General features: G+C 61.4%; 22 protein-coding genes. 4 read left to right on the top strand and 18 right to left on the bottom strand.

Going from position 1 to position 20906, the window contains the following annotated elements; all coding sequences use genetic code 11:
* Position 1: 1 nt before the first annotated feature.
* Positions 2–631, bottom strand: coding sequence for a GyrI-like domain-containing protein (locus tag G4D79_RS10540; protein WP_007731353.1), 630 nt, complete (start codon positions 629–631; stop codon positions 2–4).
* A gap of 123 nt (positions 632–754) precedes the next feature.
* On the opposite strand from G4D79_RS10540, the gene G4D79_RS10535 reads away from it, so the two are divergent.
* Positions 755–1939, top strand: coding sequence for a metallophosphoesterase (locus G4D79_RS10535; protein ID WP_030535164.1), 1185 nt, complete (start codon positions 755–757; stop codon positions 1937–1939).
* 6 nt (positions 1940–1945) lie between these two features.
* On the opposite strand, the gene G4D79_RS10530 is transcribed toward G4D79_RS10535, so the two are convergent.
* The 9 genes from G4D79_RS10530 to G4D79_RS10490 all read right to left on the bottom strand — a co-directional run bounded on the left by G4D79_RS10530 (position 1946) and on the right by G4D79_RS10490 (position 11608).
* Positions 1946–2632: a TetR/AcrR family transcriptional regulator gene (locus G4D79_RS10530; protein ID WP_007731351.1), complete on the bottom strand. Its 687-nt coding sequence runs from the start codon at positions 2630–2632 to the stop codon at positions 1946–1948.
* Positions 2633–2657: 25 nt separating this feature from the next.
* A complete protein-coding gene (locus G4D79_RS10525) occupies positions 2658–3410 on the bottom strand; it encodes a potassium channel family protein (protein ID WP_099697547.1) in 753 nt (250 codons plus the stop codon).
* 46 nt (positions 3411–3456) lie between these two features.
* Entirely contained in the window at positions 3457–4374 is a 918-nt protein-coding gene (locus tag G4D79_RS10520) for a diacylglycerol kinase (protein WP_099697546.1), read from the bottom strand.
* Positions 4371–5951, bottom strand: coding sequence for an FAD-binding oxidoreductase (locus tag G4D79_RS10515; RefSeq protein WP_042452763.1), 1581 nt, complete (start codon positions 5949–5951; stop codon positions 4371–4373). The genes G4D79_RS10520 and G4D79_RS10515 overlap by 4 nt, the downstream gene beginning before the upstream one ends.
* Before the next feature lie 92 nt (positions 5952–6043).
* Complete coding sequence (locus G4D79_RS10510; RefSeq protein WP_099697545.1) at positions 6044–6583, bottom strand: DinB family protein; 540 nt, start codon at positions 6581–6583, stop codon at positions 6044–6046.
* Positions 6584–6737: 154 nt separating this feature from the next.
* On the bottom strand, positions 6738–8666 hold the full coding sequence (gene htpG / locus G4D79_RS10505; protein ID WP_020909088.1) for a molecular chaperone HtpG: 1929 nt from the start codon (positions 8664–8666) through the stop codon (positions 6738–6740).
* A gap of 130 nt (positions 8667–8796) precedes the next feature.
* A complete protein-coding gene (locus G4D79_RS10500; protein ID WP_007731347.1) occupies positions 8797–9936 on the bottom strand; it encodes an acyl-CoA dehydrogenase family protein in 1140 nt (379 codons plus the stop codon).
* A gap of 9 nt (positions 9937–9945) precedes the next feature.
* The gene (locus tag G4D79_RS10495) at positions 9946–11118 is read right to left on the bottom strand and encodes an acyl-CoA dehydrogenase family protein (RefSeq protein ID WP_050656415.1); all 1173 of its coding nucleotides are present in this window, start codon (positions 11116–11118) and stop codon (positions 9946–9948) included.
* Between the two features lie 28 nt (positions 11119–11146).
* The gene (locus G4D79_RS10490; protein WP_007731344.1) at positions 11147–11608 is read right to left on the bottom strand and encodes a MaoC family dehydratase; all 462 of its coding nucleotides are present in this window, start codon (positions 11606–11608) and stop codon (positions 11147–11149) included.
* A gap of 96 nt (positions 11609–11704) precedes the next feature.
* On the opposite strand from G4D79_RS10490, the gene G4D79_RS10485 reads away from it, so the two are divergent.
* The gene (locus tag G4D79_RS10485) at positions 11705–12343 is read left to right on the top strand and encodes a TetR/AcrR family transcriptional regulator (RefSeq protein ID WP_099697544.1); all 639 of its coding nucleotides are present in this window, start codon (positions 11705–11707) and stop codon (positions 12341–12343) included.
* Positions 12344–12364: 21 nt separating this feature from the next.
* Here the strand turns inward: G4D79_RS10485 and G4D79_RS10480 are convergent, their stop codons facing one another.
* Together G4D79_RS10480 and G4D79_RS10475 are read right to left on the bottom strand one after the other, a co-directional pair.
* Positions 12365–12811: a MarR family winged helix-turn-helix transcriptional regulator gene (locus G4D79_RS10480; RefSeq protein WP_080726731.1), complete on the bottom strand. Its 447-nt coding sequence runs from the start codon at positions 12809–12811 to the stop codon at positions 12365–12367.
* A gap of 12 nt (positions 12812–12823) precedes the next feature.
* Positions 12824–13228, bottom strand: coding sequence for an EVE domain-containing protein (locus tag G4D79_RS10475; RefSeq protein ID WP_099697543.1), 405 nt, complete (start codon positions 13226–13228; stop codon positions 12824–12826).
* 145 nt (positions 13229–13373) lie between these two features.
* On the opposite strand from G4D79_RS10475, the gene G4D79_RS10470 reads away from it, so the two are divergent.
* Positions 13374–14051 (top strand): TetR family transcriptional regulator, encoded by a 678-nt coding sequence (locus G4D79_RS10470; protein WP_007731336.1) that lies wholly within the window; start codon positions 13374–13376, stop codon positions 14049–14051.
* The gene (locus tag G4D79_RS10465) at positions 14048–14968 is read left to right on the top strand and encodes a TIGR01777 family oxidoreductase (protein ID WP_099697541.1); all 921 of its coding nucleotides are present in this window, start codon (positions 14048–14050) and stop codon (positions 14966–14968) included. Before G4D79_RS10470 ends, G4D79_RS10465 begins: the two co-directional genes overlap by 4 nt.
* On the opposite strand, the gene G4D79_RS10460 is transcribed toward G4D79_RS10465, so the two are convergent.
* The 6 genes from G4D79_RS10460 to prpD all read right to left on the bottom strand — a co-directional run bounded on the left by G4D79_RS10460 (position 14965) and on the right by prpD (position 20882).
* Positions 14965–15441, bottom strand: a complete 477-nt coding sequence (locus G4D79_RS10460; RefSeq protein WP_054827068.1) for a MerR family transcriptional regulator — start codon at positions 15439–15441, stop codon at positions 14965–14967. The genes G4D79_RS10465 and G4D79_RS10460 overlap by 4 nt on opposite strands.
* A 10-nt stretch (positions 15442–15451) precedes the next feature.
* Complete coding sequence (locus G4D79_RS10455) at positions 15452–16312, bottom strand: SDR family NAD(P)-dependent oxidoreductase (protein ID WP_099697540.1); 861 nt, start codon at positions 16310–16312, stop codon at positions 15452–15454.
* Between the two features lie 60 nt (positions 16313–16372).
* On the bottom strand, positions 16373–17155 hold the full coding sequence (locus tag G4D79_RS10450) for an enoyl-CoA hydratase (protein WP_081558419.1): 783 nt from the start codon (positions 17153–17155) through the stop codon (positions 16373–16375).
* Positions 17156–17344: 189 nt separating this feature from the next.
* Positions 17345–18466 (bottom strand): bifunctional 2-methylcitrate synthase/citrate synthase, encoded by a 1122-nt coding sequence (locus tag G4D79_RS10445; protein ID WP_047269777.1) that lies wholly within the window; start codon positions 18464–18466, stop codon positions 17345–17347.
* Positions 18463–19380: a methylisocitrate lyase gene (gene prpB / locus G4D79_RS10440; protein WP_099697539.1), complete on the bottom strand. Its 918-nt coding sequence runs from the start codon at positions 19378–19380 to the stop codon at positions 18463–18465. The genes G4D79_RS10445 and prpB overlap by 4 nt, the downstream gene beginning before the upstream one ends.
* Positions 19380–20882: a 2-methylcitrate dehydratase PrpD gene (gene prpD, locus G4D79_RS10435; protein WP_003939787.1), complete on the bottom strand. Its 1503-nt coding sequence runs from the start codon at positions 20880–20882 to the stop codon at positions 19380–19382. Before prpD ends, prpB begins: the two co-directional genes overlap by 1 nt.
* Between the last annotated feature and the right edge of the window lie 24 nt (positions 20883–20906).

Genomic DNA, 20906 nt, shown 5'->3' with positions numbered 1-20906 from the left:
GCTACCTCGAAACAGGCTGACGCAGAACCGTCTTCAGTTTCTCGGGCGGTGTACGGCGAGCGTCGCTGAGATAGATCTCGTGATGATCGCCGTTGAAGCTCAGGCCGTTCGACGGGATGAACGTGTTGTGCAGCCGGTCCAGGGTGGGAGCTTCGTCGTCGTACGAGCCGACGTGAAGAATCTGGACGGACAGACCTTCCTCCAACTCGAGAAACCTGACCTTGTCGAGAGCGGCAATCTCCTTCTTGGCCCGCACTGCCTTGGCCCGGACTGCGTCAATCGACGCAGACAGTTCGGTCTCCGTGATCCACTCCGGTTGCGAGATCATCATCGTCCAATCCCACGACGACTTGTCCCGCGTCACGAACACCTCGGGGTCATCTGCCCGCCACAACCCTTCCAGCGGGCCCACGACGAAGTCGCGATCCAGTTCCTTCTTGCTCGCGAATTTGGTCGCGTAGGACACCGAATACAGCGCTTCGAGCGCCTCGGAGTACTCGGTGGCAGTGTTGGGATCACCGTGACCGTCGACGGCGAAGTAGCCGAAGCGCGGGACGGTCACGAGGGCAAAATCGCGGCGCCCGGGGGAATAGAGATCCTTGTATGCCTTCTTGACGTCGTACTTCTCCATACGCCACCCACCTGATCACTGGCCGAGTTTCAACGTTCGGAAACCTATCCGAGAACACCGACATTCCGATAGCGGACCACCGTCCCCTTGTTAATAGACCAGTGGACCTTTACTCTGGACCGGGTGACTACACCCCAGGCGACCGACGTCGCTCGAGTTCCGCGCCGCAGACCGTTGCGGATCGTTGCCATATCCGCGATTGTCGCGTCGATCTTGGCTCTGTTGTTCGTGTACCCGTGGTGGAGCTTGTTCGTCCGGCCGGACTGGCCGACAGCGGTGGCAGTTTTCGGCACCGTTCTATTTGCCGCCCTCCTGATCACCCTGCCTGCCACCATGATGCTCAGCCACGGACACACTGACCGCGATCCAGTTCGCCTGGTCGGCGACGCCCTCCTCGGAATCATCTGGGTCGTGTTCGTGTGGACCCTGCTCGGTGAAGTCCTGAGGCTCGGACTGCTCGTCGGCGGCGTGGATGACCCGCTTCGATCGAGGATCGTCGCCGTTGCGGCACTGATCACCTCGGCCGTTCTGCTGATCTGGGGCTATCGGGAAGCCATGAGACTGCCACGGATCAAGCACGTCGACGTCACCATCCCTCGCCTCGGAGCGGGAATGGACAAGCTTCGGGTAGTCGCAATTACCGACACCCATTTCGGCCCGATCAATCGCGAGAAGTGGTCCGAGCGCGTGATCGCGGCAGTCAACGAACTCGACGCCGACATCGTGGCCCACGTCGGCGACATTGCCGACGGAACGGTAGAGCAGCGCCTCGGCCAAGCCACCCCACTCGCGTCGGTGGAAGCCAGACTCGCTCGTGTCTACGTCACCGGGAATCACGAGTACTTCCACGAGGCTCAGGAGTGGCTCGACTACATGACCTCGATCGGCTGGGATGCCCTGCACAACCGGCACCTCGTCGTCACCAAGGGCGGCGACAACCTGGTCATCGCCGGAGTCGACGACGCCACCGCTCTGGGATCGAAGCTCGACGGTCACGGCGCGAACTTCGATATGGCCCTTGCCGGCACCGACCCCGATTTGCCGATCCTGATGCTCGCCCATCAACCGAAGCAGGTAACTCAGTCCGCTTCCGCGGGAGTGGATCTGCAGCTCGCCGGTCATACCCACGGCGGACAGATCTGGCCGTTCAACCTTCTGGTCAAACTCGATCAACCGTCGGTGCACGGGCTCACCCGTCACGGCGACCGCACGCAGTTGTACACAAGCCGCGGAACCGGGTTCTGGGGTCCACCATTCCGCGTGTTCGCACCGAGCGAGATCACCGTCCTGACGCTGCACAGCGCCTGAACGGGCTCAGCTCGTTCGGGTTGCCGCTCGCGCCGACAGCCCGACGAGCTGATTGATCAGACCTTCACGTAGGCCGGTTGCGAACATGTCGGCAGCAGGGGGCGCCTGCATCTCGTTCAGTACGACGACCATGGATTCGGCAGGCTCGGCAGTCGGCCACAAGCCTGCAACAATCACCAGGGTTACCTTGGCGAATTGAGCCGCGTCGCCCTCCGAGAGGTGAGGCAATTGCGAATGAATCAGCGACGCAAACCTTCCCGAGTTGACCGTTGCCCGCTTCTTGAAGTCACGGGCGAAGTCGACGGAGATGTTTCTTTCGAGGACACCCGCCATGACGCTCATCAACTCACACAGTAAACGCTGTGCGACAAGCGATTCCGCAACCGTCGATGCCACATGGATTTCAGTGGCGAACGGCGAGTCGTCACCGGTCGGGGTCAACGACTCGGACAACCCGTCCAACCACGCAACCCAGTTCTCGTCGAGCACTTCGAGAAAGATGGCTTCGCGACTGTCGAAGTAGCGAAGCACGTTCGACTTCGCCAGTCCGACGCTCTCACTGAGCTCACGCAGGCTGATGTCGGCGACGGGCCTGGACCCGAGCATCGCGCGGGCCGCATCGAGAATCGCGCACCGACGCGCTTCGATCTGCTCAGGCCTGCGCGCGCGCTGAAATCCGTGGGTCGCCACCATCACGCAAGATTATCAGACCATCGTTCTATTGTTCGCTGCGATGCATGTCAGTTGTCCGAAGACGCGTGCTGCGCCACGACAGGTCCGCCACCTGCTTACGCGTCGCGGCCTGGGATGCCTCGTCCTGTTCCGCCACGCGCTCGACCAACCAGGAAGCGAGTGTGGCAGTCACGATGCCCAGCAACGCAATTCCGCCGATCATCAATGCTCCGGCGATCATGCGCCCGGTCGTGGTAACGGGCGCCATGTCTCCGTAACCGACGGTCGTGACCGTCTCCATCGCCCACCACAATGCCGTTCCGTACGACGTGATGGCAGCGCCCTGCGCGTGACGCTCGGCATCGAGCATGGCCAGCGCCGCGACACCGATCAGCAAGGCCGTGGCACCAGTGGCGTAAATAACCACCCGTCCACGCAAGCTTTGCCCGCTCGAGCGGTGAACTATCGCAAGCAGTGTGACCAACCGAAGTAGGCGCAGCGGACGCAGCATGGGCAACACCACCATCGCCAAGTCCAAGAGATGCCTGACGAACCAGCGACCGCGGGCAGGTGCCAACCACAGGCGAACTGCGTAGTCGACGGCAAAAACGACCCACGCAGCCCACATCGTCCATTCGGTCAGACGATGTGGAAGGCCCGTCGGTTGCGCCAGCACTTGGTACGCGTACGCCACCAAGAACAGGCAGGCCGCAGCGGTCAACGGGATGTCGATGGCTAGCTGCCATTTCTCCAACGTCCACGCAGCGCGGCGGTGCGCCGACTTCGTCGATTCGTTCATCCGAGAAGTCTGACACCACCGCTACCTAGTGCCCGGCAGAACCGACTCAGATCCGAGTGTGCGTCAAGATGTTGAGCGCCATGGGAACTGCCTCGATCGTGATGGGCAACGGCCCCACCCGATCGCCGTCCGCGTAAGCGATGATGCCCTCGGAGACCAACCGAACCTTCTTCGATCGGTACGTCTGCACCGCATCCAAGGAGACGTGAGTTCCCTTGTACACCCGCGGAAACAGGCGCACCAGACGCAACCTCGAACCGTGCCCGACGACGGTCAGATCCAGCAACCCGTCCGACTTCGACGCTCCTGGCGTGATGAGCATGCCGCCACCGTACGAGCGCCCGTTGCCGACAGCCACGAGCGTCGCGTCCACCGTGATGACCTCGTCGTCGAGTTCGATCCGGTACGGCAGCGGCTTCATCTTCGCCAACTCGGCGAGCATCGCCAAGTTGTAGCGCATCGGTCCCTTGGGCCACGACATCCGATTGGCCCGTTCACTGACCAGCGAATCGAATCCGCTCGCGATGATCGTTCCCGACCAGACGACGGAACCGTCGGCCAGCGTGATCTTCGCCAGGTCGGACTGCTGCACGAGGCCGTCGGCGATCACATCGGCGGCTGCCTCGGGATCGCCTGTGGGAATGCCGAACTCACGGGCGTGATCGTTACCGGTGCCCGCCGGGATGAGCCCGATAGGAGTATCGATCAACGCGGCAGCCTGCAATCCGATGCTGATGGCACCGTCACCGCCGACCACCACCAGCGCGTCGGTACCCTCCTCGATCGCACGACGGGCCAATTTCTTGGCGTCGTCGGCGTCGGTTCCGATGATCTCGGTGACGGCAACTCCCCGAGCGCGCAGTCGCGCAACACCTTTGCGTCCTGCCGCAGGCGCGTGACCATGTCCCGCCATCGGATTGATCAGGACGGTAACCTTCTCGATCTGACTGCGGGTTTCGGTCACGGAATCAGCTTTCCAGGATTGAGGATGCCGGCAGGGTCCACTGCATTCTTCACTGCGCGAAGGATGTTCGCGCCCAATTCACCGATCTCGTCCTTCATCCATGGGCGGTGATCGGCGCCGACAGCGTGGTGATGGGTGATCGTGCCACCGGCGGCGATGATCGCATCGCCAGCGGCAGTTTTCGCCTTGTGCCACTGAGCGATCGGATCCTCGGTCTGCGCGCTGACGACGGTGAAGTACAGCGAAGCACCGGTCTTGTAGGTGTGCGAAATGTGGCACATCACGAGCGGCTGAGTCCCCTGCTCGACGAGAGCCTTGGTCAGCGCCTCGGTGACCGAGGAGCGCAGGTTCGCGAGGTTACCCCAGGTGGTTGCCGTCTCGAGGGTTTCGCACAGTGCGCCGACGTCGAGCAGAGCGTCACGCAGATACGGCGCATCGAATCGCCCGTGTTCCCAGCTGTTTCCGGGCTCCTCACCGAGCGACGTGCCGCCGTGAGCGGTGAGAATTGCGCGGGCCTCCGCCATCCGTTCAGCGGTGTGCGAAGCGGTGCCCTCGTAGGTAGTGATGCCGAGGCAACCACCGGTGAAGGCGTTCTCGCCGATCTTGTCGGTGGTCGCCAAATTCACGCCACTCTCGGCCTCGTCGGACAACCGCAGCACGGTCGGAGCCGATCCTTCCTGGACAAGCTCACGCAATGCAGCTGCGCCGGTGGCGAAGTCGGGGAAGCTCCACCCTTCGCGCACGGTGGTCTCGGGCAGACGGTGAACCCGCACACGCACGTGCGTGATGACGCCGAAGGTGCCCTCGGAGCCGACAAAGAGCTCACCCAGATCGGGGCCTGCAGCGGATGCCGGCGCACGCCCGGTCTCGATCACTCCACTCGGGGTGACAACGGTGAGGCCCTGAACCATGTCCTCGAAGCGCCCGTATCCAGCCGACGCCTGCCCCGAAGACCGGGTGGCGGCAAACCCGCCCAGAGTGGCGAACAGGAAGCTCTGCGGGAAGTGCCCGACCGAGAAACCGTGCTCACGCAGAAGCTCCTCGGCCCGTGGGCCGGTAGTTCCGCCGCCGAACGTCGCAATGCCCGATTCCTCGTCCAACCCGACAAGCTGATCGAACCTGCGCAGATCGAGAGAAAGAACTGCGTCGAACCCGTCACGAATGGGATCGAGCCCGCCGACGACGCTGGTGCCACCACCGAACGGGACCACTGCGATCCGGTTGGCAGAGCAGTATCGGAGAACCTGCTCGACCTCTGCGTCTGTCCCTGGAGTGACGACTGCGTCCGGTGCGTCCTGCGGCTCGACGCTACGACGGCGAAGCAGATCCGGGGTGCTCTTGCCACCGGCCCGAAGGATTCGATCGGAATCCTTGGTACTGACGTACTCGGCCCCGACCAGCCCGGACAGCGCTTCGACATGCGACTGGGCCATAGCGGACGGAGCCACCTGGACGTCTTCGATGGCGAGACGCGATCGAGTCGGTGCGGAGACACCGAGAAATCCGGTCAACAATGATGTGACTGCGTCCGACAGTTCACGCTTCTTGGCCGGATCGCCCCAGGCGTCCCACTGCATCGGCGGTTGCAAGGCAGACTTTTCGGTGCTCATAGACACTAGTGTTACATATTTGTGTGATGTGTAAACATCCCGGTGGATCAATCCATCCATCAACCCATCGTCTTGGAACCGTCGATGGCTTCGCGAAGCATGTCCGCGTGGCCCGCATGCTGGGCCGTCTCGGCGATGATGTGCAGCAATGCGCGCCGCGCTGACCAGCGAGCTCCCGCTTCGAACCACGGCGCCGACGGCAGTGGATGCGAGATGTCGAGGCTGTCCAGCGAGGCCACCAACTCGTCGGTCCTGGCCGCGATCCCCTCGTACTCGGAAACGATGCCTGCCAAGGTTTCACCCTCGACCATGGCGAATTCGTTCGCCCGTTCCTGTTGCATCTCTTCCGACCACTGGGTCGGGTCGAAGTCCCCACCAAGTCCGGCCGGCCCTTCCAGAATGAAGTCGACCCATCCCTTTTCCGCCTGACCCACATGCTTGATCAATCCGCCGAGGCACAGTTCACTCACGGTCGGCCTCGAAGCGGCCTGCTCGTCGGTGAGGTCCTTGACGGTGAAGAGAAGGAATTCACGATGCCGACGCAGGCTCTGGAGGAGATCCGCGCGCTCGCCGGTGACGGTGGTGATCGGTGCATGCATGATGTTTTCCTTCGCTCGTGGGTTCGTGCCCTGTGAGAACTACGTTAGAAGTTATTGCGGACAGAAACGGTCCTCATTAGAAAACGATCAAGAAAAAACTCCCGGCACCCACCGATGAAGGTGAGTGCCGGGAGTTCGAGCGAGCTAGACGAGATCAGACTGTGCGAGCCAAACGATCGGCCAGCAGGCGCGTGAAGTGCGCCGGATCGCTCAGTTCACCGCCCTCGGCAAGCAACGCCATGCCGTAGAGCAACTGAGCCGTCTCCGTCAGGTTCTCTGCATTGTCATTGGCGGCCTGCGCCTCCCGCAGACCCGAGACAAGCGGATGCTCCGGGTTGAGCTCGAGAATGCGCTTGCTGTGTGGAACAGGCTGACCCGAAGCCTTGTACATCTTCTCGAGCGTCGGAGACATGCTGAACGCGTCGCCGACGATGCAGGCAGCCGACGTGGTCAGGCGCGTCGAGAGACGCGTTTCCTTGATGTCGTCGGACAGGGTTTCGGTCAGCCACGTCAGCAGCTCGCCGAATTCCTTCTCCTTCTCTTCGCGCTCGGCCTCGGCCGCCTTCTTCTCGTCCTCGGTGTCGAGGTCGACCTCGCCCTTGGCGATCGACTGGAAGGTCTTGCCGTCGAAGTCCGAGACAGCGTCGACCCACATCTCGTCCACCGGGTCGGTGAGAACCAGAACCTCGAGGCCCTTGGCCTTGAAAGCCTCCATGTGCGGAGAGCTTTCGATCAGGTGACGAGATTCGCCCGTCATGAAGTAGATCTGTTCCTGACCGTCCTTCATGCGCTCCACGTACTCGGCGAGAGTGGTCACGCCCTCTTCGCTGTTGGTCGAGGCAAACGACGAGATGTCGAGCAGCGTCTTGCGGTTGTCGGCATCGGCCATCAGGCCTTCCTTGAGCGCGCGTCCGAACTCGGTCCAGAAGGTCGAGTACTTCTCGGGCTCGTTCGCCTTCATGTCCTTAATGGTCGAGAGGACCTTCTTGGTCAGACGACGACGGATGGCAGCGATCTGCCGGTCCTGCTGCAGAATTTCACGAGAGACGTTGAGCGAGAGGTCTTGTGCGTCGACGACACCCTTGACGAAACGCAGGTAATCGGGCACCAACTCTTCACAGTCGTCCATGATGAAGACGCGCTTGACGTAGAGGTGGATGCCGGCCTTGCGCTCACGCATGAAGAGATCGAACGGCGCCGTCGACGGAATGAACAGCAGCGCTTGGTATTCGAAAGTACCTTCGGCCTTCATCGGGATGACCTCGAGAGGCTCGTCCCAGGCGTGGCTGACGTGCTTGTAGAACTCCTTGTACTCGTCCTCGGACACCTCGTCCTTGGAACGAGTCCACAGAGCCTTCATCGAGTTGATCGTCTCGGTCTCGATGGTGACCTCGGGCTCCTCGCCCTCGGCCGGCGTCGACGTACGAGCGACATCCATGCGGATAGGCCACGCGATGAAGTCGGAGTACTTCTTGACCAGTTCCTTGATCTTCCATTCCGACGTGTAGTCGTGCAGGCCGTTCTCGGAATCCTCGGGCATCAGGTGCAGGGTCACGGAGCTACCCTGAGGCGCCTCGTTCACATGCTCGAGCGTGTACGTGCCTTCGCCGGTCGATTCCCAGCGCGTCGCGTGATCTTCACCGGCGCGGCGGGTCAGCAGCGTGACCTTGTCCGCGACCATGAACGTGGAGTAGAAGCCGATGCCGAACTGACCGATCAGTTCTTCGGATGCCGCTGCATCCTTGGCTTCCTTGAGCTTGCGACGGACCTCGGCGGTGCCGGACTTGGCGAGCGTGCCGATCAGGTCGACGACCTCGTCACGCGACATGCCGATGCCGTTGTCGCGGATGGTCAGGGTGCGTGCTGCCTTGTCGATGTCGATCTCGATATGCAGATCGGAGACGTCGACGTTGAGGTCTTTGTCCTGGTAAGACTCGAGGCGGAGCTTGTCCAGCGCGTCCGAAGCGTTGGAGATCAACTCACGAAGGAAGCTGTCCTTGTTCGTATAGATTGAATGAACCATCAGATCCAGCAGCTGACGTGTTTCTGCTTGGAACTCGAGCTGCTCGGTATGCGCGGTCACTTCGATCCCTTTCTCTTCTCGGACTGATCACAGGAATTTTACTTGACCGCGAATACCGCGGGTCGGCCCCCGCACAGACAAGGGAGGCCACGCGACCTGCGCGTGACCTCCCGTTATCTTCACCACCGATCTACTCGGTGACGTTCACCATCGAATAGTTCGAGACGCCGGCGGCCAGCACCCTGAGGTGATCGTCAGATGCGCCCAAAGTGTGTTCGATGGCCACCAGCCGCGAGACGTAGTGCCCGACCGGATACTCGGCTGTCATACCGATACCACCGTGCATCTGAATTGCTTCCTGACCGATCTGATGCGCGGCGCGACCGACAGACAGCTTCGCTCGCGACGCGATGGTCGGATCGATCACTCCGTCGGCGATGGCCATGGTGGCGTACAGACTCATGCTGCTCGCCAGTTCGAGCGCCACGTACATGTCGGCCGCACGATGAGTCAGCGTCTGGAACTTCGCGAGCGGAACACCGAACTGCTTGCGCTGCTTCAGGTATTCCGTCGTCAGTCGCAGAGCTTCGGTCATGATCCCGATCGCCTCGGCGCACAGAGCTGCCTGCGCCCGAACCTCTGCTTCGACGATCGCCTCCGTGACATCGCCGCCCTCACCAAGCTGTTCGGCCGCGGCATCGGTGAACGTGAACTGCGCACCGCGACGGCCGTCGTGAGTTGCGTATTTGCTCCATGAGACACCCGCGCTTTCCGCATCTACCAGAAAGAGCCCGGTGCCCCCGTCTGGAAGTGCGGCGCTGACGATCACGACGTGCGCGCTGTCGCCCTGCAGGACCGGGTTCTTGACGCCGGTGATAGTCCACCCCGATCCCGATCCCGACTGCGACGCCGTGGTCGTGACGGTGGCGACCGGCCAGCGCGTGCCGGGTTCCGTATGCGCGAAGGCCGACAGAGTGGTCCCGTCGCTGAGCGCCGGCAGGAGCCGCGCCCGCTGATCTGCCGAACCGACAGCCGCGATCAAACCGCCGGGGATCAGAACACCACCCAAGTACGGCTCGGGTGCAAGCGCACGGCCCAGTTCGGTCATCACGACCATGGTCTCGACCGGCCCAGCGCCCATCCCGCCGTCGGCCTCCGCGAACGGCAGGCCGAGCAGCCCGAGCTCCGCGAACTGCTTCCACACCGCGGCATTCCATCCCTCGTCAGTAGCCGAGGTGGCGTTGCGCTTCTCCGCGTCGTAGCTGCGGTTGAGCAATTCACGCGTCGTGTCGCGAAGCATCGTCTGCTCGTCGTCGAGTTCGAAATTCATGTCAGATGCTCACAATCCGAGAATCGAGGAGGCAATGATGGAGCGCTGCACCTCACTTGATCCGCTGTAGATGGAAACCTTCCGGTAGTTCAGGTAGCGCGGCGCCGCTTGCTGCGCCCACTCCGGCGAGTCGATCTCGACCGTATTCACCGGCAACGAGTCCGGACCCGCAACATCCATCAGCAATTCCGTTGCTGCCTGCTGCAATTCGGAGCCGCGGAGCTTGAGCAGCGAGGACGCCGGGTTCGGCTTGCCGTCTGCCGAACTCGCCACAACTCGCAGTTGAGTCAGATCCAGCGCAAGCAAATCGTTTTCCAACTCAGCCAACCGAGCCGCGAACAACGGATCATCGAGGAGGGTGCCGGTTCCAACGCGAACTTCCCGCGCCTTCTCTTTTGCCGTGGCGACAAGAGTTTTGGAGAACCCGACCCGCGTGACGCCCGTGCGTTCGTTGCCGAGCAGGAACTTGGCGTAGTCCCAGCCTTTGTTCTCTTCGCCGACAAGATTCTCCGCAGGGACGCGGACGTTGTCGAAGAACACCTCGTTGACCTCGACGCTGCCGTCGATCAGTTTGATGGGGCGAACCGTGATGCCGGGAGTTGCCAGATCGATGAGCAAGAACGAAATTCCGGCCTGCCGCTTCTGAGCACTGGCATCTGTACGAACCAGACAGAAGATCCACTCGGCGTGCTGCGCGAGAGTAGTCCACGTCTTCTGACCATTGACGATGTAGTCTGCGCCGTCACGAACAGCGGCCGTCTTGAGTGAAGCGAGATCCGAACCGGCTTCGGGTTCCGAAAAACCCTGGCACCACCAGATATCGGCGTTGGCCGTAGCGGGGAGAAATTTCTCCTTCTGCTCCTGCGAACCGAAGGCAGCGATAACGGGCCCAACCATGCTCACGTTGAACGGCAACGGGTTGGGTACCGACGCCAACTGCATTTCCTCGGAATAGATGTGGCGCTGAACCGGAGTCCAGTCCTTGCCACCCCATTCGACCGGCCAGTGTGGAACCGCCAACCCGTGTGCGTTCAGAATCTGTTGACCCGCAACGATGTCCTCACGAGTCAGCTTTCCGAATCCGGCTGCACGTGCTCGAAGTTCGGGCGAGAATTCGGTGGTGAAGAACTTTCGCATCTCCTCGCGGAACGCAACTTCCTCAGTGGTCAGTTCGAGATTCATGTGGAGTCTGCTTTCTTCTTGCAGGATTTCAGAACAAGATTCGCGCGACGGTCTGCGCAACGACGGCAGGTTTGCCCACGCCTTCGATCTCGACGGTGTTGGTGATCTGACTCTGTAGTGAACCGTTCGGCAATTCTTCGATTGCGGAGAGCACTGCGGTATTTCGAACCTTGGCCCCGACTGGCACCGGACTCGGGAATCGAACCTTGTCGGACCCGTAGTTGACGACCATTTTCGCGCCGTCGATGCGATACACGGACTTCGACAGAAGCGGCAGGAGCGAGAGAGTCAGATACCCGTGGGCAATCGGACCACCGAAAGGTGATTCACGCTTTGCCCTTTCGTCGTCGACGTGAATCCACTGATGGTCACCGGTCGCGTCGGCAAATTGATGGACCATCTCGCGGGTGACCTCGACCCACTCGCTCGAGCCCAGCGTTTCACCGACCGCCCCCAGGAGATCGGACTTGTTCTCGAACACCCGTGTCATCTGATCCTCCACGTTCCCGAACACTGTTAGGTTAATTGGATAATAAACTCACAGTGTAAGGTTGTCCAGTACTTTCAGACGAAAGGGTTCTGGGCGATGGCGCGACCGCGGGTTCCACTACTGAGTAAGCCGATCATCAGGGACACCGCCCTGAAACTGGTGGACGAGCACGGTTTGACCGACTTCTCGATGCGCAAACTCGCCACTGTTCTCGGCGTACAGGCACCGTCGCTGTACAGCCATTACGCCAACAAGGACGAGTTACTCGACGACGTCGCGAACGTCATCATGGAGTCCGTCGACGTGAGCGGCTTCGACTCCGACGATTGGCGCGGCGCGCTACGCACGTGGGCGCGGTCCTACCACGCCGCCCTGGGCAAGCATCCCAATATCGTTCCCTACTTGGCCTACGGTCCGAGCGTCAGGCCCATCGCCCTCGATCGCGCGAACGCCATCCATGGCGGACTGGTGCGCGCCGGATGGCCACAGCGCACGGCAACACTGATCGGCGCTTCCGTCAAGTACGTGGTCATGGGTGCTGCGACAGCGACGTTCTCCGGCGGATTCGTGGACGATCCTGCGATCTACGCCGAGCGTTACCCGCACCTCACGCGAGCACATCTGTTGCGTGAGCGTGCCACCGAGATCGACGGCGCCAGCTTCGAACTCGCACTGGAATCCCTGCTGGACGGACTGGAAGCCAAATATGCACTGCTGCAGCGCACTTCAGAGTAATCCCCTGAAAACTCTAGGTCGCTACTTTCGGTCGAGCACGCCGAGCATCGCAACGAAGGCCGCCTGACGATCCCCGAGAGCGGCAAAGAATTCCCGATCCGATGCTTCCACCGCACGGTTTGCCTTGCCCGCCAGGGCCGCACCCGCCTGGGTCACCACCACCGAGCGTGCCCGAGCATCGGTCGGATGTGGACGGCGTTCCACAAACCCCTTGGATTCGAGGGTCCGTACCACCTGCGATGTCATCATCGGGTCGGTGCGCGCGTACTCGGCAAGATCGCGTTGAGTTATCGAAGTCTCCGCGTCCAGCCAGGTCAGTGCGGCGAGCAGAACGAACTGCACGTGAGTCAGGTCGAAAGGCCGCAGCGCCGCGCGAATCGAAGCCTGCCAAGCATTGGTGACACGCCACAACATCAGACCCGGACTGTCGCCAGCATCCTCGAAGTCGGTTTCCAGTTTCTTCACCACAGCGTCAGTGTGTCAGCTCGTTGCCGAGCGCAGAATCTCGACGTCGTTGTCATCCAACGGAATCAAGCCACGCCGGAGTTGATACCCCCAATTCGGTGCCGAGGTCAGCGCCAATCGACTCCGGACTGCGTCGAGAGGAACGGGGTTGAACTGTTCGTACCGAACTCGCCGCCGAAACGGCTTGAAACACCCCTCGTCCGCCTGCCAGATCTCACCCTCTTCGATCACACCGAGAGCTGTGAACTCGCGCAACGGATCTCGGTCGCCCACGGACTCGACCGGCGAATAATAGACAAGCACGTCACCTGCTTTCATCCGTACCAAACCAGCTCTCTTTCCGTGCCCGATCTGTGCGATACCGAGATCCACTGCGCGACGCACATGTTCGGCAGAGACAACCCCTAACCAGGCATTCATCGCCGGCCCCCTGGCGAACCGAAAGCACATTCATTCATACATTTAGTATGCGCGCTTATTATCTTTCACGCAACAGATCCACTCTTGAACGTGTTCAACTCCAGGGCGTACGCTGCACTTGAACATGTTCAAAGAAGGAGTGTCGATGAGTAGTCGCGGGATCGAGACCAGGGAAAAGCTGGTGGAAACAGCATTGCGGCTCTTCCGCGACGAAGGCTTCGCAGCGACGACCATGCGCAAGATCGCAAATGAGGCAGAGGTCTCGCTCGGGAACGCCTACTACTACTTCGCCAGTAAAGACGAACTGGTTCACGAGCTGTATCTCGTCATCCAACGCGATCACCGCGCGCGGGCGCTTCCACTCCTTCGCGAAGGTGGTTCACTGACAGAAAATCTCAGGATTGTTCTGCACACCGGACTCGATGTCATGGGGCCCTATCACGGCTTCGGCAGCACGTTTCTGCACGTTGCCCTGCCCACCACATCACAGTCCAGCCCGTTCTCGGCCGAGTCGACCGATGCGAGATCGATGGCCGTCGATCTGATGCGTGAAGCACTGGCGGCGTCGAAGCAGAAGACGCCGGCGTCATTGGAGACCCAGCTCCCCACGCTCTTGTGGCTCAGCTATCTGGGCGTGACGCTGCACTGGGTCACCGACGCGTCTCCGGGGCAAACTCGTACCCGATCCCTCGTCGACGGCCTGGTACCGATCATCGCGAAAGCGCTCACCCTCGCCCGGCTGCCAGTGGCACGAGGTCTGGTCGGCGATGTCGCCGCCCTGATGACAAAAGTCGTTTCTGCAGAGGGGAACACAAAACCATGAAGACCGTTGTTGTCTGTGGTGCGTCGGGTTACGTAGGCCAACACCTTCTTCGAACGCTCGAATCCAACGGGGTCGACGTTCGGACGATCGGCCGGGGAGGAACGAGCGATGCCACGTGGTCCGACGAGCACGGCGTCGCCGATGTACTCAGCGGCACGGATCTGCTCGTCAACCTCGCCGGCCGCTCCGTGAGCTGCCGCTACAACAAGCGCAATACCGACGACATCTTCTCCTCCCGAGTGGAAACGACTGCACTGTTGGGTCGTGCGCTGACCCGCACGCCGCAGCCACCCTCACTCTGGGCGAATGCCAGTACCGGCACGATCTACCGAGACGCACGAGATCGACCGATGGACGAGAAGAACGGAGAGCTGGGTAAGGGATTCTCCGTAGCGGTCGCGCGAGCGTGGGAACACGAATTGTTCTCAGCCCCAACGCCTGTTCGCAAAGTGGCACTTCGGATGTCGATCGTCCTCGGAGCCGGCGGTGGGGCGATCAATCCGTTCGTCAACCTCGCCCGAATGGGCTTCGGCGGACGAATGGGCGACGGCCGACAGATGTTCAGCTGGATTCACATCGCCGACGTCATTCGCGCGATCATCCACATCTACGAGAATCCGGAGATCTCAGGCCCGGTCAATATCGCATCCCCGTATCCGGTAACCAACACCGACATGATGCGGATGGTACGAGCGAAACTTGGCCGACAATATGGGTTTCCGACGCCGGGCTGGATGCTCGAGTTCGGCGCACGAATCATCCGCACCGAGGCTGAACTGGTAACGAAGAGTCGCTGGGTTTCACCAGGGGTGCTCGCGGACAGCGGCTTCCAGTATCAATTTCCGACGTTGGAGTCTGCGCTGAACCAGATCGCTCAAGAGACCCCGCGAGGGTTGCTTCCGGTTTCACTCGGCTAAATATCCTGCTCTCCGGTCCGCCCGCCGTACGTCGCAATCTTGTACTCCGTCGCAGCCAAAGACAACGTGAGCTCCTTGATCTGCCGACGAACGGTGTCCCGGTGCTCGAGCAGCATGTCGAGCCTCTCCGGAATTGTCCCTTCACCGGCGTCGACCAGTTCGACGTAGTGCTGCAGGTCGCGAATCGCCATACCTGAAATACGCATGCGGGTCAGAAACACCAGCCTGCGAACAGATTCCGGACCGTACACACGATGTCCGCTCGAGTCACGATCGACCTCGACCAGACCGATCTTCTCGTAGTAGCGCAGCGTATGTGCCGAGACATCCAGCAGGTCCGAGACTTCGGCGATCGACATCGGCTCCTGAACGTCCCCTGCATCGACGAGTCGGTGAATCACCTCGATCGACATTGGCCCGTCCACTTCCCCAAGTGCCTCGAGTGCCTTACGCATCAAGTCTTCCGTAGCCATGACTCTCAGCCTAGAACGGGCGGACAGGGCCGGCAGCATCCGCGAAGTCTGCACTGCGAGCCAGGTCGGCCCAGACGCATACCTCGGCGAGATTCTTCCGATACGACGCGGAGACACGCTCCACGGCTTCCTTTCCGAGTGGCAGACGAAGTGGCACATTCTCGCTGTGCACAAGCGAGGTGATGATCTCTGCTGCTTTCTCCGGATCACCCTCCTGAACACCGTCTGCGGCCGCCATGTCCCGCAGAACGGGATCCAGCAAATCACGGTATTCCGATGATGATTCGGCGAAGCTCAGAACGCCAGGCGTGTTGAATGCTGTACGGAATCGGCTGGGCTCGACGATCATCACCCGAACGCCGAACTGCGCGGCCTCACCGGCGAGAGCCTCCGACCAACCCTCGAGAGCGAACTTCGACGCCGAGTACGCCCCGACACCGGGAAACGACATACGGCCGCCTTGACTGCTCATCTGCACGATCGTCCCGCTGCCCTGCACTCGCATCGACGGGAGGACGGCGCGCACCAACGCGGCGGGTCCGATCAGGTGCAGTTCCATGAGATCCCGCAAGGTCGAATCGTCCACCATCTCCGCCGCGCCGACCATCCCACGACCGGCATTGTTGACCAGCACGTCGATGCGACCGAAACGCTCGAGCGCATATTCGACGATGCTGGGTGCCGCCGCGGTGTCGCGGACGTCGAACGTCACCGCCGAGAACCGATCCGGATGCTCCGACGCGATATCTGCAACGGACTCGGGACGACGAACTGCAGCGACTACCGCGTCCCCCGATCGAAGTGCAGACAGTGCGAGTTCACGGCCGAAACCCTGAGAAACTCCAGTGATGATCCAGGTCTTTGTTGTCATGGTCGGCAACGCTAGGGGTTAGAGCGCGCTCCAACGCAAGCCTGTGGTTCTACCGCCGAACTACACGCCGGCCCACACCGGTCGTTCCCCGCGAAGGAAACCGTCGACGCCGGCTTTGAAGTCGTCACTGCTGTAGATCATGCTCATCAGATCATCGTTGTCGGCAATCACTCGGGTTCTGATGCGTCGCAGGGACTCCCGAATAGTCCAGACGGTCATCGGGGCGGCGGCAAGTAGATCGCGAGATACCTGGGCAGTCAGGGTCGCGAACTCGGACTCTGTTGCACAGTCGCTGAGGAAGCCGCTCCGCAGAGCCTCGCCACTCGACATCACCCCAGCCCGAGCGATCAACGACATCAGACGCGAACTGCCGATCCTGTCCGCCAGCAACGCCACGGAATGGATCGACAACGAGTTTCCGAGTGTGCGCGCGATCGGTAGGCAGAAGCGTGACCCCTGCGTCGCGATCCGCACATCGCACGCTGCCGACAGCAACAGCCCTGCTCCCGCGCACACACCGTCGATGACCGCGAGGGTGGGAACCCTCACTTTCTCGAGTTCGGTCAGTACGCCGACGAACCGGCTTTCGTAGTCGAGCCCGTCCTGAAAGCTCGAGAAGGTTTGAAAGTGGCCAATGTCGGAGCCCGCCGAGAACGCCTCTCCCCCAGCACCTCGGAGAGTGAGTAACCGAATCTCGCGGTCGGAGTCGGCGCGCCGGCAGGCTCCGGCAATGGCGTCGTACATCTGCGGGGTCAATGCGTTGCGCTTTTCCGGCCGGTTGAACACGACGTCGAGGGTCTCGCCACGACGGATGATCAAGATTTCTTCGTGCGTTTCAGTCATGACACTCACGTTATTTCCGGTAGAGAAGAGTCGAAACACATTGCACTTGAATATCTTTGCGAATTCTCGATGCAAAGTTGCAGATAGTGCGAACGGAGAAGCGTCGACGAGGCCAGGAGACGGTGATGCCAGAACCGAACCTCGCCGACGCAGTTTCAAAGGGGCGTCATGCCACGACAGCAAAAAGTGTCATGCCACGACTGTGCGCTGTGGCACGCCCGAATACTGGCTCAGCGGCCTGATCAGTGCATTCGACTGCCCCTGCTCGATGATGTGCGCCGTCCATCCGGTGATGCGGCTCATCACGAAGATCGGCGTGAACATCTCGACGTCGAAGCCCATGAGGAAATATGCAGGGCCCGTGGGGAAATCGAGATTCGGCTTGATTCCGGTGGCACTGACCATGGTCTTCTCGAGGATCTCGTACATCTGCACCCACTTCTCGCCGTCGGTCGCTGCCGCGACGTCGAGGAGGGCCTGCTTCATGGTCGGAACACGCGAATCACCGTTCTTGTAGACGCGGTGCCCGAAGCCCATGACCTTCTCCTTGGCAGCCAACTTCTCCGACATCCAGGCTTCGGCGCGGTCGGGGTCGTCGATCTCGAGCATGTCGTGCATGACAGCTTCGTTTGCACCGCCGTGCAACGGGCCCTTGAGCGTGCCGATAGCAGCGGTCACTGCGCTGTAGATGTCCGAAAGTGTGGACGTCACAACACGAGCGGCGAACGTCGAGGCGTTGAAGGAGTGCTCCGCGTACAGGATCAGCGAGACCTCGAAGGCCTTCACGATCGCCGACTCCGGAACAGCACCGAAGCACATGTTCAAGAAGTTCTCGGCGAAACCCAGGTCCGACTGCGGCGCGATGGGATCCTGACCGCGCCGGCGGCGGAAATCGGCTGCGACGATGGTCGGCAGCACAGCCGTCATCCGCAGCGCCTTGGCCAGATTGGCCTTCTCCGAGTTGTCGTCCTCCGCCGGATCCTCGGCGCCGAGGTAACTGATCGCCGTGCGGACAACATCCATGGGGTGGCAGTTGTCCGGCATCTTGGTCAGAAGCGAGAGCAGTGAGCGGTCGGCACGACGGGCCGCACGCTCACGCAGGCAGAGTAATTCGAGCTGCTCGGGAGTCGGCAGTTCGCCGTACCAGAGCAGGTGCGCAACTTCTTCGAAGCTGCAGTTCGCGGCAAGGTCCTGCACTGCGTAACCGCGATACGTCAAAGAATTCGTCTCGGGCACTACCTTGGAGATAGCCGTCGTATCGACGACAACTCCGGCCAAGCCCTTGTAGATCGTCGGAATCTGTTCGGTCATGTCCTACTCCCCTCCAAGCTGAAATTGAAAATGCCACTGTCGAATTCGTTGTAGCGCTCGTACTCGAGAATCTCGTACAACCTGCTGCGATGCTGCATTTCGCCGAGCAGTCCTTCTTGCGTGCCCTCCGCAAAAATCTCGCGCAGACCCTTTTCGATAGCGAACATCGCCAGCCGAAGGGTGGTCACGGGGTAGATGACGGCGTTGAAACCGATCTCTTCCAACGTCTTCGCCGAAATGAGACTCGACTTCCCGAACTCGGTCATGTTGGCGAGGAGCGGAGTGTCGACCGCTGCGCGGAACTTCTCGAAGTCGGCCTCGGTGGCAAGAGCTTCGGTGAAGATCAGATCGGCACCGGCATCCACATAGGCCTTTGCTCGCTCGATCGCCGCGTCGATACCGTCGATTCCGGCAGCATCGGTGCGCGCGCAGATGACGAAGTTCGGGTCACGACGCGCCGACACTGCAGCACGAACACGGCGAACCATGTCTTCGGTGGGCACAATTGCTTTGCCGTCGAGGTGCCCGCAGCGTTTGGGGTTGATCTGATCCTCGAGGTGCAGACCGGCTATTCCGTCGTCCTCGAAGATCGTGACCGTGCGGGCCGCGCTCATAGGTTCACCGAAACCGGTGTCGGCGTCGACGAGCGTCGGGAGGTCCGTGACGCGCGCGATCTGCTTGCTGTGGCCGGCGACCTCGGTCAAGGTGGTCAGTCCGATGTCGGGAAGCGCCAATCCGGCGGAGTACGCACCACCTGAAACGTAGACACCCTCGAACCCGATTTCCTGAATCAGTCTGGCTGTCAGCGGATTGATCGCACCCGGGAGTCGTTGAATCTTTCCGGACGTCAGCCCCGCCCGGAAGGCAATCCGCTTGTCGGCTGCAGACGTCGCTGCTGCGATGAGGCCCGACATCAGAAAAGTCCCTTGGCGACCTTGGGAGCTCGAGCGAGAACGTCTTCGGAAACGGTGAAGGTCAGCTGATCGAGTTCGCCTGCCTTCAATTCGGCGGTGCGCTGAGCCGCATCGAGGAAGCGGTCCTGTTCGCTCGGCTCGATGACGCCCTCGGCGAGGGTGCGGAATTTCGCGACGTACTGATCGCGAGCGAACGGACGTGCGCCGAGCGGGTGCGCATCGGCCACCGCAAGCTCGTCGACGATGACTTCGCCGCTCTTCAAGGTGATCTCGGCGCGCGCACCGAAAGCCTTCTCGTCCGGATCCGTCGAGTGGTAACGGCGTGTCCATTCGGGATCTTCGCGCGTGGAGATCTTGTTCCACAGCTCGATCGTGTCCGCGCGCTGTGCACGCTCGGACGCGTAGGAATGTTCGTGGTGCCACGTACCGTCCTGTAGCGCAACGGCAAAGATGTACATCACCGAGTGGTCGAGGGTTTCACGCGAGGCGGTCGGGTCGAACTTCTGCGGATCGCCGGAACCGGTGCCGATGACGACGTGGGTGTGGTGACTGGTATGCAGGACGATCGACGCGATCTGGTCGAGATCACCGACACGAGAACGCATTCGGCGAGCGAGGTCGATCGGCGCCTGGCTCTGGTACTCCGCGGAGTGTTCTTTGGTGTACGAGTCGAGGATGGCGCGCTTCGCCTCACCCGAACCGGGTAGCGGAACGTGGTACTCCTTGTCCGGGCCACCGAGTAGCCAGGCGATGACGCCGTCTTCGCCTTCCCAGATCGGTGACGGTGCGCCCTCACCGCGCATCGCGCGGTCGACCGCCTCTACGGCAACCTTGCCTGCCAGCGCAGGCGCGTACGCCTTCCAACTGGAGATCTCGCCCTTGCGGGACTGACGTGTCGCCGTCGTGAGGTGAAGCGCCTGGCCGATTGCCTGGTAGACCGTCTCGGTGCCCAGGCCCAGCAAAGTTCCGATACCTGCCGCAGCCGAGGGGCCGAGGTGTGCGACGTGGTCGATCTTGTGCTCGTGCAGGCAGATAGCCCGAACCAGGTCGATCTGGATCTCGTAGCCGGTCGCCAGACCACGAATCAGGTCTCGACCGTCGCGGCCGGTGTGCTGAGCGACGGCGAGGATCGGCGGGATGTTGTCACCGGGGTGCGAGTACTCGGCGGCGAGGAACGTGTCGTGGAAATCGAGTTCACGAACCGCGACACCGTTGGCCCAGGCGGCCCATTCAGGAGAGAACGTACCGGGGATACCGAACACGGTGGAGCCCGGCGTATACGGATGCGACTGTGCTTGCGCCCGCGCATTCACCACGGGACGGCGCACCAGGGAAGCTGCGGCAACTGCCGCGTTGTCGATGATCCGGTTGACGATCATGTCGGATGTGGCGTCGGTGACGTCGACGGAATCCGTCGCAACTTCCGCGATCTTCCACGCGAGGTGGTCTTCCTTGGGGAACTCTTCGGCAGAGCGGTGAGTGCGTACGAGATGCGTCTTCATCGGTCCTCTTCTCACGTTCTTCGG

This window comes from Rhodococcus sp. WY5 (genome assembly GCF_018588185.1).
GTDB classification, from domain to species: Bacteria; Actinomycetota; Actinomycetes; order Mycobacteriales; family Mycobacteriaceae; genus Rhodococcus_F; species Rhodococcus_F qingshengii.
The sequence above is the reverse complement of the archived record's forward strand: the minus strand, read 5'-3'. Positions and strand labels throughout refer to the sequence as shown.